This window comes from Nonomuraea sp. NPDC049152, from assembly GCF_040648355.1.
Classification (GTDB): Bacteria; Actinomycetota; Actinomycetes; order Streptosporangiales; family Streptosporangiaceae; genus Nonomuraea.
This window is the reverse complement of the sequence record NZ_JBEZDO010000024.1, coordinates 1-14,193: the sequence shown is the minus strand read 5'-3', so window position 1 is coordinate 14,193 and position 14,193 is coordinate 1. Positions and strand designations below refer to the sequence as shown.

Below are 14,193 nucleotides of genomic sequence, written 5' to 3'. Positions count from 1 at the left end.
TCGGTAACGAGTCCACGGGGGCCGCCTGCTCATCCAGCGATCACCACCCCTCCGGTCGCCACTCTAGACATGCGCTCTCGACCGGCGCCAGGGATCCGGCCGGAGCGCCGCGCGCCTGCCGTACCGGCGGCTTCGGCTGCCTGCCCGGCGCGGCTGAGACGTCCAGCGTGCCCCTCACGGCGGGCACGGTCGCCGACCGGCGTGGGGTGGAGCGCAGGTCGCGTCGGCGCGGAGCGCTCTCGTGGTTGCGCTCGCGCACGGAGAGGCGCGGAGCGGCCGGACCCGTGGGGGTCCGGCCGCCGTCGCGTGGCTGGTCGGGGGTTGCTAGTCGAGGACGGCCAGCACCGTGCCCGCGCCTACCGTCAGCCCGCCTTCGCGGATCGCGAAGCCAAGCCCGGGCTCCAGGGCCACCGCTCTGCCCAGCTCCACGACCGCCTCGAGCGTGTCTCCCGGCTCGGCCGCCTCGTCCATGACGATCTGGCCCGGCACGTCGGTCGTGCGGAGGTAGAACTGTGGCCGGTAGCCGCTGGCGATGGGCCTGCGACGCCCGCCCTCGGCCTCCGTGAGCAGGTAGATCCTCGCGGTGAGACGCCGGTGGGCGCTCTGCGAGCCGGGCGCGGCCAGCACCTGGCCCCGACGTACCTGCTCGCGCCGTACGCCGCGCAAGAGCACGGCGGCGTTGTCGCCGGCCTCGCCGCGGTCCATGGTCCGGCCGAAGGTCTCGACGCCGGTCACCACCGCGGTGAAGCCTTCGCCGAGACCGACGACCTCGACCGTGTCGCCGACCTTGACAGCGCCGCGCTCGATCGCGCCGGTGACGACCGTGCCGCGCCCGGTGACGGTGAGCACGTTCTCCACCGGCATGAGGAACGGCGCGTCGACGTAGCGGACCGGGACCGGGATGTGGTCGTCGACCGCCTGGAGCAGCGCCTCGATGGACGTCGTCCACTCGGGGTCGCCCTCCAGCGCCCGCAGCCCGGAAACCCTGACCATGGGCACGTCGTGGTAGCCGTGCTCGGCCAGCAGCTCGCCGAGCTCCAGCTCGACCAGGTCGGCCAGCTCGGGGTCGGCGCCGTCGGCCTTGTTGAGCGCGACGACCAGGTGCTCGACCCCTACCCGCTTCGCGAGCAGCACGTGCTCGCGCGTCTGCGGCATGATGCCGTCCTGCGCGGACACGACCAGGATCGCGCCGTCGAGCTGCGCCGCCCCCGTGATCATGTTCTTCACGTAGTCGGCGTGGCCTGGCATGTCCACGTGCGCGTAGTGGCGGGTGGCCGTCTCGTACTCAACGTGCGAGATATTGATCGTGATGCCCCGCTGCGCCTCCTCGGGCGTGCGGTCGATCCGCTCGAACGGCGTGTACGTCGCGCCGCCCCGCTCGGCGAGCACCTTCGTGATCGCGGCGGTCAGCGTGGTCTTGCCGTGGTCGACGTGTCCCATCGTGCCGATGTTGAGGTGCGGCTTGTTCCGCACGTAGGCCTGCTTGGCCATGATTGCTTTCCTTCGATGCTCGTCGCCTGGTGACCCGTCCGGCCGTCAACCCTTCCCCGCCGGGTCACGGTCGGACGCACGGGAAAGGGTCAGCGCTCCAGGCCGTCGCGGAGCATCGCGGCACGGCCCAGCGCGCCTGCTGCCGCAGGCGTGAGCTGAAGGACGTACCGGAACATGGTGACCATGATGGCGAGGGAAATGTCCGCAGGCAATGGATTTATTCCAGCGAGCCGTACCAGAGCCGGTCAGGACCCCGGCGGACCCGCCCGCTCATGACCGGGACGGGCCCGAGGTGACCTCATAGATGTAGATGACCAGGTTGGAGTATCCGGGCGTCTCGATGAGCAGCGCGAACCACGTGCGCGGTCGCGTCGGAACGTAGGAGCTCTCGGCGACGCTCACCTGGCCGGTGGAGCAGCAGGAGGTCTTGGGGTTCGGCCTCACGAACGGGACGGCTCGCACCGGTCCGACGCCGACCGAACGGGTGAAGCCGGCGTCCATCTCACGGCTCTCCGTCGCGTCGAACGGGTCGCCCATGCCGTTGGCGCCGACGACCTGTCCCGCACTACGCGCGCCCAGTTCCCCTTCGCACGGGGCGGCCATGGACTCCGTCCTGAACGTCATGTTCGCGGTGATCATGTCGCCGCTGCTGATCCGCCGGACGGGGCGGGTGAAGTTCCATCTGAATCGGAGCTTCTCCTTGCCGCCGGGGCAGAGCTGGTACTTGTCGCCCGGGACGTTGATCCGCATCTCACCGCCTCGAGCGTTGGGCGGGCGGACCTCCTCGAACGTGGAGGTCGGGTCGGTCTGATGGAAGCGGATCTCGGCCAGCCTCCATGTGGTGGGCTGCGGCTCCGCCGCGATCACGGGCCGAGCGCCGAGGAAGCCGAGCATAGCCGTGCCGACGGCGAGGAACATACGGATGCGGCTCATCGTGGCAGCCCCCTGTCCGGGCCGGGCGATGCTGATCACCAGGAGTGAAGCAGGCCTCCGTTCCACTGTCTCACCTGGTCAGAGCTCCTCTGAGGGCGGGCCGGCCTCCCGCGCCCGCGGCCTCGGTGACAGCGACGAGCTTCGCGAACGGCGACCACTGCGTACCGGCGGTTTCTCACCAGCGCTCCGCGGACCTGACCCGGGCCGGGCCGGCCGCATGGCCGGGCCCCTCGAAGGAGGGACCCGGCCGTCGCGCCTTCGGCTACACCGCGGAGAAGCGGAAGCCGAAGCGCGTCTCACTCGCCCGCAGCTCGTACCGCGGCAGCACGCCAGGGCCGCAGGCCGCGGTGCCGACGCCGTGCTGCGCGTGGTCGAGGTGCACGTGCACCCGATCCCCCGGCCGCAGGTCGGTCAGGTGGGCGGCGCGCTCCAGCTCGGCGGTGCTCCACCTGCGCACGGTCAGCCCGAAAGCGGGCTCGCCCGCGACCCTCACCCCCCTGCCCCGGTCGTCGACGAGCGTGGCCCAGCGCACGTCGGCGCGCTGCCCGTTCTCCTGTGGATACACGTACGGCGTCTGCAGCTCCTCGATCGTGGCTCCGAAGCCGCCCGTCACGGCCGCCATGCCCGTGTCGGGATACGCCTCACCCGGCCCCCTGCCGAACCAGCGGACCTCCGCGATGCTCTGCGGCAGCGTCATGGCGACGCCGAGCCTGGGCAGCGGCAGCGTCCACTCCCCTTCGGGGACCACGTGCACGTCGAGGGAGATTCCCGTCGCGTCGGCGGTCCATCGGTAGGTGACGCCGACGCCCAGGTCGCTGGCCGCGGGCGCGACCCGCGAGCGGACGGTCAGCGACCCGTCGGCGTGGGAGACGGACTCGACGCGGTGGGTGAGGCGGTGCAGGCCGAGGTTGCGCCAGTTCCAGTCGAGCCCGCCGAAGCGCTCGTTGTCGACGGGCGCCCGCCACAGGTCGAGCCTCGGGCCCTCGACGTCGAGCCCGAACAGCGTGGTCAGGCGCCCCGTCCTGACGTCGAACACCCCTCCGCCCAGCTCGATCGTCTCCCCGCGCACCACGAGCGCGGGCCCTTCTCCCCGCGAGGGCTCGGCCAGGCCCTCGTCCACCTTGAGCTCGCCCCCAGCGATCTCGTGCCCCGCCCCCGCCCACGGCAGGTCGTCCGCGAGGACCGCCCGCACGGCGAACCACACCTCGCCCGGCTCCCCCACCTCGGGCAGATCGGGGAGCTTCACCTCGGCCCGCTCCCCTTCGGGCACCTCAAGGACGCCCTCGGCGACGAGCACACCGCCCGCCGTCAACGCCCAGGGGAACTCCAGCGGGTACGGCACGGCCCGCGTCACCGTCACCGTCCCGTCCGAGAAGGTGATCTTGACAGGCTCGAACACCTTCTTCAGGTCCAGCAGGCCGGGCGAAGGCGTGCGGTCGGGGAAGACCAGGCCGTCCACGACGAAGTTGGAGTCGTGCAGCGGCTCGCCGTAGTCGCCGCCGTAGGCGTAGCCGTACTTCTCGTGGGTCAGCCCGTGGTCGATCCACTCCCAGATGAACCCGCCCGCGAGCCTGGGGTAGGCGTCGAACAGCTCCTGGTACTCCACGAGCCCGCCTGGCCCGTTGCCCATCGCGTGCGCGTACTCGCACTGCATGAACGGCATCGCCCTGCGCCGCGCGTCCAGCTCGGGGTCGTCGAGCGGGTCCTCCGTGCCGCGCCCGATCGCCTCGACCTCGGCGTGCGAGGCGTACATCCTGCTGTAGACGTCGACGTTGGCGCACGACAGGTCGCCCTCGTAGTGGATCGGCCTGGACGGGTCGCGCTCGCGCGTCCAGTCGGCCATGACGGCCAGGTTGGCGCCGACGCCCGCCTCGTTGCCGAGCGACCACATGACCACGCTCGGGTGGTTCTTGTCGCGTTCGACGGTCCGTCTCATCCTGTCGAGCAGCGCCTCGCTCCAGCGCGGGTCGTCGGTCGGGTTGCCCCGCCAGCCGACCTGTCCGAACCCGTGCGTCTCCAGGTCGCACTCGTCGACCACCCACAGGCCGTACTCGTCGCACAGGTCGAGGAACGCGGGATGCGGCGGGTAGTGGCTGGTGCGGACGGCGTTGACGTTGTGCCGCTTCATGAGCAGCACGTCCTCGACCATCGTCTCGTACGGCACCGCCCGCCCGTGGTCGGGGTGGAACTCGTGCCTGTTGACACCCTTGAAGACCAGCGGGACGCCGTTCGCCTTCAGCACGCCGTCCTCGATGGTGATCGTACGGAAGCCGACGCGCAGCCGTACGGTCTCCTCGGCGGTGGTGAACGTGGCCTCGTACAGGCGCGGGTTCTCGGCCGACCAGGGCTCCGCCGCGACGCGCACCTGCGTGCCGGGCGCCAGGTCGATCACGCCGAGCTCGGGGACGGACAGCAGCCCCTCGCCCTCGAAGCTCAGCGTGCCGTCGGCGGCGGCGTGCACGAACACGTCGGCGGTGGAGCGGGTGAGCGTCACCTCCCTGAAGATGCCGGGCAGCCACCACATGTCCTGGTCCTCCAGGTAGCTGGCGGCCGACCACTGGTGCACCCGCACCGCGAGCACGTTGCGTCCCTGCCTGAGGTACGGCCCCGCGTCGAACTCCACGGCGAGCCTGCTGCCCGTCGTGAAGCCGAGCTCGTGGCCGTTCAGCCAGACCCTGGCGCAGGAGTCGACGCCCTCGAACCGCAGCCGCCCGCCGTTCCAGCCCTCCGGCAGGTCGAACGCGCGCCGGTAGTCGCCGGTGGGATTCTCGTCGGGGACGTACGGCGGGTCGACGGGGAAGGGGTAGGCGACGTTGGTGTAGGCGGGCTTGCCGTAGCCGTGCAGCGGCCAGTGGGAGGGGACGGGCAGCGTGTCCCACGCGGCGTCGTCGAAGGCGGGCGCGGCGAAGTCGTCAGGCGCGTCGGCGGTGGCCGACAGGCGGAAGCGCCAGTCGCCGTTGAGGTCGATCGAAGGGGCGTCGGAGTGGAGCGCGGCGCGCGGGTCGAGTCGGCCCGCTCCCGGAGCGAATTCGGCGAAGTACACAAAAACCGATGTTTTCCCAATTAATCACACATGTCCAGACGGTTTCCCGACCTCCCAACGCAAGACCACCAGTCGCGACCCCGGTCGCCGGCATCGTCTCCCCCACCATCGAGCAGGTCCAGGTGGCTGGTCGACGTGGAGTGGAACACCGGCCGCACGGGCGTGATCGCGCCGCGCGCCGTGTTGGAGCCGGTCGAGCTCGACAGGACCGTTCAGCACGGCATGGCCCAGGCCATCCGGCTCGGCTACCGCATCGTTGACAGGGCCTGCGACGCCGAAGCGCTGGTGGCAGGCTACGTGGACTCTCGGGCGACAAGGGTGGCCGTCATCGGCGGCAAAGGTGGCGCGGTTCCAGTTTCGATGAGCTGGGTGAGCGTCTGCGCGATGAGCCGACTCGGCGGTACGTCGAGGCGTATCGAGGTGAGCCGAGGACGCTGCAGCCGCCCGAGGAGCAGATCGTCTGCCCCAACCATGGCCACCTCGCCGGGTACATCGATGCCGACATCCTGGAAGGCACGCATGAGGAGCGCAGCATATTCATCGTTGTAGGCGAAGACGGAATCGAGGCCGAGCTTCGACCAGCCATCGGCTAGATCCGCAGCTGCCTCCTCCGCGTAGTCCAGCGGCACCTCGGTAACGCTGGCCCCCCGCGCGACAGCAGCGCGTCTGACTCCTGTCAGGCGGGGCTTGGCAAAGACTTCCAGTCCTCGCTCTTGAGGCATGACCACACCGATGTTCCTGCGTCCACGGTCGACAAGGTGCTCGGCAGCCGCCGCACCGATCTCGGCATGATCGAACAGCACCGTATAAGCACCGGGCACAGGAGCAGCGGCGTACGTGAACAGAGCGCGAACTCCGGATCGCCGCAGAAGCTGCACCACTTCCGGCGTGAACCGCTCTTCCGCGAGAGCGAAGATCGCGGTGGGTCGCATCTCGGCCCAGGCGCGTGCGGCGGACTCGAGGTCAGCGAAGCGGCCACCGTGCATCACCACGGTGTAGCCCAGCCGATGCAACTCGCTATGCAGGTCTTCGAGCCAGCCGCTGACCAGTCGCCCGATCGCGGAGACAGACGTGGGCACGAGCACCAGATTGGTGTGCCCGGCGCGCAGCGAGCGAGCCACCGCATGCGGTACGTACTCGAGTTGTTCGGCTGCGGCCAGCACGCGCTCGCGAGTGCGCTGGCTGACCCGCTGCGGCTGAGTGGCGTTGAGCACAAAGGACACCGTGGCGCGCGACACGCCAGCCAGGCGCGCCACATCGGCACTCGTGGCCCGATGTGGCTCGGTCAGCTTGTCGTCAGCCATGGCGTCCCTCGCCCTCCCCTGAGGCAGGCAGCACGTCATCAATAAGTTACACGAGTTACCTACTCTTACACATGGCTTCAGCAAGAGCCAAGATCGCTAGAGAGCCCCAAGAACTCTTTACTCGACAGGGTCTGGCGCTCAATCAAAAGCGATGTTCAGACTAGTTACACGAGTAACGGTTACACGAGTAACTTCCCAGGTAGGCCGATCATGCACATTCCCACCGCGAGATTCTGCCGCTTCACGCTCGAGCCAGCGGGCACACGACGCAGCCATGAATGGCGTCTGTGCGAGAACCTTCCACGCCCCGCGCGTATGACCATCGCCGACCTGGCGTGTTCCGCAGCCGCCTGGCCAGCACAGCAGGAGGATCCGGTCGGTCCAGACGATCACTCGCTCGTTCACTGGACACTGCCGGCTGTAACCGCCACCGTTCCAGAGGCTCGGCGCCTGCTGCGTGATGTCCTGCATGGTTGGCAGATTCACAGTGACGTGGAGGACACGCTGCTCCTGATAGCCAGCGAGCTGGTGTCCAACAGTGTGGAGCACGCAGCACCGTTCTCCGATCAGGTTCGCGTGACGATGATCCTCGAAGACGGCGTGGTTCGCCTTGAGGTGGGCGACGACCACCCGTTCCTGCCGCCGCCCTTGACCGATGCGGACGCGGAGTCCGAGACGGGTCGCGGACTGCTCATCATCAAACTCCTGGTCGCCGCGCTCGGGCAGTTCCTTGGCCGTGTCCAGGCTTCGGCTGGACTCCTCGACGTGCTCGACGTAGTTGAGCCCGACACCAATGATCTTTCCGGGCCGCAGAGGGGCGTGGAGCGTCACCTGCCCAAGGGGGCGGAGTGCCTCTGACGCTTCGGCCAGGTCCCGCTCCAGCAGCGTCTGGGCCCTGTCGAATACCGGACGTCCGGCTTGGATGAACGAAAGCAGGTCCGAGGGCAATTCGGTGCCGGCCTCAGCGGCCAGCAGAGCCAGGTCGACCACGTGGGCGTCCTTCTGGACGCCGAGCCGCCGCGTGTTGTCGGACAGAGAATAGGTGATCAGTCGCATGTGTGTTCCTCAGGCGGCGGGCTGGTGCCCGTCGTTGTCGGTGTGGGCCTCTTCCCGGTAGAACCCGAGGGAGTTCATGACCGGGAAGTCGTTGAAAGAGAACAGGCAGGCGTCTTCTGACTGGTCGAGGTTGGCGTGCTCGTGCCAGGCCCAGGACGGCACGCAGAAGATGTCGCCCTGCTTCCACTCGAACCGCTGCCCGGCGATCACCGAGTAGCCCCGGCCCTTGGCCACGGTGTAGATGACCGAGCCGGTGTGGCGGTGCGCCTTGGTCGCCTGACCGGGGCGGAGTAGCTGCATGTGCGCGCCCATGGTGGGCATCACCGAGCCACCGGTGACGGGGTTGGTGTACTCCATGATCACGCCGTCGTACGGCGAGCCCTCGGTGGTCTTGGCGAAGCCGAGCAGCGCCTCGTAGATCGCCTCCCAGGGGTAGGCCAACAGCGGGGAGTACGGCCGGGTCCACTTCTCCATGGCGTAGGGCAGGAGGCTGCCCCCGTATGCCAGCAGCGAGGAGTTGATCACTTGGCCGTACTCCTGACGAAGGTCAGGGTGAACCTCGTAGAAGCCGGCGTCCAGGGCGTTGACCAGCGGGATGTCCAGCCCGTCCTGCCAGATGACGGGATCGTCGCCGGACTCGTTGCCGTGCTCGTGCCAGGTGTTGTTGGGCGTGATGGCGAAGTCACGGGGGCCTACGCGCAGCTTCTGTCCGTCCACGACGGTCCAGGCGCCGGTGCCCTCGATGACGAAGCGGAGGGCCGCGGCCTGGTGGCGGTGGGCGGTCATCGACTCTCCCGGGCCCATGATCTGCAGGCCGGTGTACAGCAGGCCGACGGCGGCGCTGACGTCTCTCCTGCCGGGGTTGACGAGCATCACCACGCGACGCCCGGCGTCGTCGGCCTTGACCATGGCCAGCGCCTTGCGCACCAGCGGGGCGCTTTGATCTCGCTGCTCGTCGGCGGCGGCATGGAGTCTCCATCGCGCACCCGATCGTCTGCTGACCAGCAGGTGGAGCCGCCCGTCGGCCAGGTCGCCCGATGCCGCCGCCCACACCCACGAATGCTGCAAGAGGTCTTGCGAGATTGCCGAAATGCGGGGTCGCCGCGCGCAAGATATGGCTCTCCAGCTTCTGCAGTGATTGGGGTGGAAATGCTGAGTCGCAGGAAGTTACTCACGCTCGGGGGAGTCGCAGGGGCGGCGGTCGTCTTGCCCAAGGCGATGGACTCGTTGGCCGTGACCCAGGAAACCCCGCCCAGCCCCGGCCACACGCACGGTTCGACCTCCCCCAAAGCCGTCACCTCCACCCGGGCGCCGGTGGCCCCCTTCTCTGTGCGCATGCCCGTGCCGCCGGTGCTGCGGCCGATCGCCCAGCTGCCCGAAGCCGACGTCTACGAGCTGGCCATCCGCCAGATCGAGGCGGAGATCCTGCCCGGTGTCCGGACTCCCGTGCTCACCTACGGCAACCAATTCGTCGGTCCGACCATTCGCGCCAAGAGTGCGCGCCGTACCCTGATCACCTTCCGCAACCACCTGCAGGCGCCCTCCAACGTGCACCTGCACGGAGGGCACGTACCGGCCGTCAGCGACGGCCACCCCATGGACCTCATCCAGCCCGGGGGGGCCAGGCTCTACAGCTATCCCAACCGGCAGCAGGGCGCGACGCTGTGGTACCACGATCACAGCCACCACACCGAGGCCGAGCACGTCTTCCGTGGCCTGCACGGTGCCTACCTGCTGGAAGATGACAGCGAGCGGCATCTGGGGCTGCCCGGCGGCGAGTACGACATCCCGATCCTGCTGCGCGACGCCGCCTTCGACGAGTCCGGGGCCCTCGTCTTCGCCGAGCCTGAGTACCGCACCACCCTCCTGGCCAACGGCAAGCCCTCGCCGTACTTCCCTGTCGCGGCACGCAAGTACCGCCTGCGCCTGCTCAACGTCTCCACCCACCGCGACTTCACCCTCAGCCTGGGCGGAGTCGAGATGACGCAGATCGCCACCGACGGCGGCCTGCTGCCCGCCCCTGTGCCGAGGACCACGCTGCTGATCAGCCCCGGCGAGCGCATCGAGATCGTGGTCGACTTCTCCCGCCATCCCCTGGGCACCCAGCTGGTGCTGGCCGACACGACCGGGCCGGTGCTCCGCTTCGACGTCGTACGGCGGGCGCGCGACAACAGCCGAGTACCCGACCGGCTGCGCGAGCTGCCTCCCCTGCCGGAGGCGACCGCCACCCGCGAGGTCGTGCTCGCATTCGGGTTCGTCGGCGACGTGCCGATGGGCCTGATCAACGGCCGGCCGTTCGACCCGAACCGCATCGACGCGAAGGTCAAGCTGGGCACCACCGAGATCTGGCGCATCACCAACGGCGACGTCCAGTACCAGGTGCCGCACAACTTCCACACCCACCTGGTGCAGTTCCGGGTGCTGGACCGCGACGGCAACCCGCCGCTGCCGGGCGAGACGGGCCGCAAGGACACCGTGCACGTCCGGCCCGGGGAATCGGTTCGGGTGCAGGCCACCTTCGGCGACTACACCGGGCGCTTCCTCTACCACTGCCACCTGCTCGAACACTCCCAAATGGGCATGATGGCCCAAATGGAGATCACCCGGTAGGTGCGGCGTACAGTTCAGGATCAAGAACGTGGGCTGGCACCGGCACGCACTGTCGGTCAGAGGGCCCGGAGTCCGCAGCACCTCCGCGGTCATCGAGCCCGGAGAAAGGACAACGCTCACAGTCGCCCTGAAGAAGGGCCGATATCTGCTGTGGTGCCCGGTGGGCCACCACCGCCAAAGGGGCATGTGGACCTGGATCTGGGCGAGGTAGCACACCTGTAACGCCCACCATCCGATGGAGGGCCGAGCCACCGGCACCGACGACGTCAAGGACGAACGCCGTTCCCGCCTGGTGGGCGCCGCCGCCGACCTGATCGACTGCGGCACCGCCGCCTCCTCGAGCTCGCCCACCGCAACCGAAGTGGCCTTGCGATCCTGCGTATGGCGTCTTCTACTGGGCCAGCCCTGCGGGGCCAGCGTCGGAGTCCCGTGACAACTGGCTGGCCGCCTTGGGGACAGGAGAAGACGACCGCGGCGGCGCTCGCCGAGCACGAGCGCCGCCTCGCGGCCGCCACCGGCGAAATCCGACGCCTGGCCGCCGAGCTCGACCGGTGCCACGCCGATGTCGGAACTTTTCTTGGCTTCGAGATCACCTCGTGACGGCGGAACGACAGGATTCCTCCGTATGAAGCGCCTAGCACTCGTAGCCGCCGCGACCATGGTCGCCGCGCTCTTAACCGGTGGTGGTCAAGCGCAAGCTTCCGCGCCCACGGACCCGGTCAAGGCCTTGAAGAAGCAGTTCGCCCCTGGGCGCGGTGTCCGGGTCTCCGAGACGAACCGGACGGTCGTCAGCGGGATCAAGGGCGCCATCCCCACCCGGACCACCGGTGTGATCGGATTCGGGAAGTCCGCGGCCGTGGACTACGACCTCATCTCGAGGACGACGCTCACCGACGAACAGAAGGCAGACCTCTTGGGAAGCCTCGATTATGAGCTGACGCCCCTCCACGCGATCAAGGTGGGCCGCTACACCTTCGTCAAGGGCTTCCACTGGGGAACCATGCCCGAAGGCAAGCATTGGATCCGGTTCGGCGGCAGCGCCTCATGGGGCGACGACGGGCAGCGCGGCGACCAGCATGTCGACGTCCTCGACCCGGCGATTCTGAAGACGGTGATCTCGAAGGCGGCCATTGTCAAGTCCGGCGAGTACCGCGGCACCCTTACCGCCGAGGAACTGTACAAGGAGAAGTACGGTCACGAGGTGCGCAAGATCTCCTTCAGGCTCTTCGTCAACCGTGATCAGTTGCCTGTCCGACTGATCACGGAGTACACCCGCAAAGCCGAGGTGCCCGACAAGGATGGCAAGCTGGTCAAGGAGACCGAGCACAACGTCATTGACACGCGCTACAGCGACTGGGGCGCGAAGGTGACGATCTCGGCGCCGCCGGCCGACGAGGTCATCGACTTCGACGACGTGAAGTGGCCCTCCAACGAAGAGACCCCGACCGGCACCGTCACCGACCGCCTGCAGGACGCGGCGCCGACGAAAGACTGAATGGGCACTGCCGAAAGTCGTGGACGGATGGCCCGATCAACGGCATGACGCGTAGCAGGCGGCATGGCCGCATCGGCCGGTCCCGGCGTGTTCCGGCGTTCGCTTCGCGGCGTGCGAGAGCGAACACGAACCAGGCGATGGTGCAGGCGGCGGCCGACAGCAGCAGGGCCCATGCGGTGCCGGCGGCGTATCGCGCTGTGAGCATTTCGATGGCGCGCTGTGCGTCGGTGACCGCCTCGGCGGACGCCTCGGCCGGGAGGAATCCAGCAATCGCTGGGCCACCCAGGTGTCGGTGGCATCTGCCCCAAGATGAGCATGTAGCCGCACCGGTCATAGATCTGCGTGCATGCCTTCAGCAGGGCGGAGCCGACGCCGTGGCGGCGGGCTGTCTCGGTGACGGCGTCGTCGGGGCAGGCCACGAACTGCTCGGCCATGTGTCGGAGGAAGCCGTCGTCGCGTCGCCCTGCCCGCAGGGCCGCGCCGCTGAGGCCGGACCGTTCCGCGGTGGCCACCACGTCATCCAGCCTGACGCCGGCAATCGGCGCCAGGGCCCGCGACGCCCTCCATATCCTGCTGGGAGAAGGCGTGTCGTGCTGTGGCTGCGGGTAGTCGCGACCTGACAGGTGGAGTGACAGGCTGCGGGATGGACCCATGACCCCACGAGACACCGAGAGGCTCGTCCACGCGGCGGTCCGGGCCGGGGTCACCGACGACGCCGTGCTGGACGCGGTCAGGGCCGTGCCTCGATCCGCGTTCGTGCCGCCCGAGCGCGCCGCGGAAGCCTACCGGGACGCGCCCCTGCCCATCCCCCGCGGGATGGTGACCAGCCAGCCCTCGCTCATCGCCAGGATGGTCGCGGCCCTCGGCCTGACCGGCGTCGAGCACGTGCTGGAGGTCGGCACGGGATACGGATACCAGACCGCACTCCTCGCCTATCTTGCCGGCCACGTGGTCAGCATCGAACGCTGGCCGGAGCTGGCGGCCCGGGCCCGCGCCAACCTCGCCGCGCAGGGGATCGCCAACGTCGAGGTGATCGTGGGCGACGGGACCGAGGGCGTGCCGGAGCACGCGCCGTACGACGCTGTGCTGGTCTCGGCCGCCTTTCCCAAGGTGCCCGAACCGCTCGTCGAGCAGCTCCAGGTCGGCGGGCGGCTGGTCCAGCCCATCGGACCAGGCGGACTCGATGACGTCACGGTGTTTCAGCGCACTCCCGTCGGACTGGCCCGCCTGGGCCACGTCTGTCCCGCCAACTTCGTGCGGCTGTACGGCAGGCACGGCTACCACTGACCGCAGCGCGTGAGGCGGTGTTGATCGGGGTGGCCGTAAGAACCATTTCGGCAAATCGCGCCCTGTGACACAAGGGACGAGCAGGGCACTACGGTTGCGAAGCCGGTGGTGACCTTGGAGCATCTCCTTACCGACGCGTGCGACGTTCCGGGAGTGCCCTGTGATCATCGAGGATCTGTTCGAGCCGGAACTCGCCCTCTGGGAGGCGTTTCCCGCAGCGCGTCCTGTAGATCTTCCCGGCACCTCCGTTCGGGCTGCGGTCATCGCAAGGATGCTGCTCGGCGCCCGGGAACGCCTTCCAGGGCATACGCCTGGGATGCACCTGTCCGGAGCCAGGATCATCGGCCGGTTGGACCTGTCGTACGCCGAGGTTCAACACCCTCTGATCTTGACTGAGTGCGATTTCGAGGAAGCGCCGGTCTTCACCGGAGCCCGCACCGGCCTGGTCGACCTCGCGGCTTTGCGCCGCTGATGGAGATCGGCAGCGGGCTGCGAGCCACACCGGGCTTCGTGGCGACCGGAGAGGTCTTCCTGGACTCGACGCAGGTCCGCGGATCGGTCAACGTCGACGGCGGGAGGCTGTCCAACCCGGGTGCGACGGCGCTTTCACTGCGGCGGCTGGGGGTCACCGGCAGGCTCAGCTGTGGCGAGGGCTTCAGTGCCGATGGGGAGATCGTGCTCATCAACGCCAGAGTCGAGGGCGGCGTGGAGTTTCACGGTGCTGCCCTCAGCAATCCCGAGGGTCGGGTTCTGGCCCTGTGGGAGGTGATCGCGGGCGGTGGCATCGACTGCTGCGAAGGCTTCACGGCCAAGGGAGCCCTCTCGATCAGAGATTCCCGGATCGCCGCCACACTGTGCTTGCGGAGACCACCATCGACGGGCGCCCGCCTGCTCGGCCTCCGCGATGATCTCGTCGACCCGCGCCTCGCTACGGACGACGTAGGTGAGGACCAGCCCGCTGAAGCCGCTGCCTT

At 68.8% G+C, this 14,193-nt stretch carries 11 protein-coding genes and 1 pseudogene; 7 read left to right on the top strand and 5 right to left on the bottom strand.

Features of this window, described 5'->3' with window-relative positions; all coding sequences use genetic code 11:
* Positions 1-324: 324 nt before the first annotated feature.
* The 4 genes from tuf to AB0B45_RS34880 all read right to left on the bottom strand — a co-directional run bounded on the left by tuf (position 325) and on the right by AB0B45_RS34880 (position 6,771).
* Positions 325-1,491, bottom strand: coding sequence for an elongation factor Tu (gene tuf, locus AB0B45_RS34895; protein WP_358139375.1), 1,167 nt, complete (start codon positions 1,489-1,491; stop codon positions 325-327).
* Between the two features lie 270 nt (positions 1,492-1,761).
* Positions 1,762-2,424: a hypothetical protein gene (locus AB0B45_RS34890; protein ID WP_358139372.1), complete on the bottom strand. Its 663-nt coding sequence runs from the start codon at positions 2,422-2,424 to the stop codon at positions 1,762-1,764.
* Between the two features lie 262 nt (positions 2,425-2,686).
* Positions 2,687-5,467 carry a glycoside hydrolase family 2 TIM barrel-domain containing protein gene (locus AB0B45_RS34885; RefSeq protein ID WP_358139370.1) on the bottom strand — a complete coding sequence of 927 codons (2,781 nt, stop codon included), beginning with the start codon at positions 5,465-5,467 and terminating at the stop codon, positions 2,687-2,689.
* A 293-nt stretch (positions 5,468-5,760) separates the two neighbouring features.
* Entirely contained in the window at positions 5,761-6,771 is a 1,011-nt protein-coding gene (locus AB0B45_RS34880) for a LacI family DNA-binding transcriptional regulator (RefSeq protein WP_358139367.1), read from the bottom strand.
* Positions 6,772-6,981: 210 nt separating this feature from the next.
* Here AB0B45_RS34880 and AB0B45_RS34875 point away from each other — a divergent pair, with 210 nt between their 5' ends.
* Complete coding sequence (locus AB0B45_RS34875; RefSeq protein WP_358139364.1) at positions 6,982-7,629, top strand: ATP-binding protein; 648 nt, start codon at positions 6,982-6,984, stop codon at positions 7,627-7,629.
* A gap of 207 nt (positions 7,630-7,836) precedes the next feature.
* On the opposite strand, the gene AB0B45_RS34870 is transcribed toward AB0B45_RS34875, so the two are convergent.
* The gene (locus AB0B45_RS34870; RefSeq protein ID WP_358139361.1) at positions 7,837-8,880 is read right to left on the bottom strand and encodes a cupin domain-containing protein; all 1,044 of its coding nucleotides are present in this window, start codon (positions 8,878-8,880) and stop codon (positions 7,837-7,839) included.
* A gap of 96 nt (positions 8,881-8,976) precedes the next feature.
* Here AB0B45_RS34870 and AB0B45_RS34865 point away from each other — a divergent pair, with 96 nt between their 5' ends.
* From AB0B45_RS34865 to AB0B45_RS34840, 6 genes and pseudogenes are all read left to right on the top strand, one after another.
* On the top strand, positions 8,977-10,437 hold the full coding sequence (locus AB0B45_RS34865; protein WP_358139772.1) for a multicopper oxidase family protein: 1,461 nt from the start codon (positions 8,977-8,979) through the stop codon (positions 10,435-10,437).
* A 429-nt stretch (positions 10,438-10,866) separates the two neighbouring features.
* Positions 10,867-11,037: a hypothetical protein gene (locus AB0B45_RS34860; RefSeq protein ID WP_358139359.1), complete on the top strand. Its 171-nt coding sequence runs from the start codon at positions 10,867-10,869 to the stop codon at positions 11,035-11,037.
* A 58-nt stretch (positions 11,038-11,095) separates the two neighbouring features.
* Positions 11,096-11,932, top strand: a complete 837-nt coding sequence (locus tag AB0B45_RS34855) for a hypothetical protein (RefSeq protein ID WP_358139356.1) — start codon at positions 11,096-11,098, stop codon at positions 11,930-11,932.
* A 651-nt stretch (positions 11,933-12,583) separates the two neighbouring features.
* Complete coding sequence (locus AB0B45_RS34850) at positions 12,584-13,219, top strand: protein-L-isoaspartate(D-aspartate) O-methyltransferase (protein WP_358139354.1); 636 nt, start codon at positions 12,584-12,586, stop codon at positions 13,217-13,219.
* Between the two features lie 160 nt (positions 13,220-13,379).
* Entirely contained in the window at positions 13,380-13,691 is a 312-nt protein-coding gene (locus AB0B45_RS34845; RefSeq protein ID WP_358139351.1) for a hypothetical protein, read from the top strand.
* Positions 13,691-14,193 (top strand): annotated as a pseudogene (locus AB0B45_RS34840) (hypothetical protein); the annotation flags it as partial. The gene AB0B45_RS34845 and the pseudogene AB0B45_RS34840, both read left to right, overlap by 1 nt.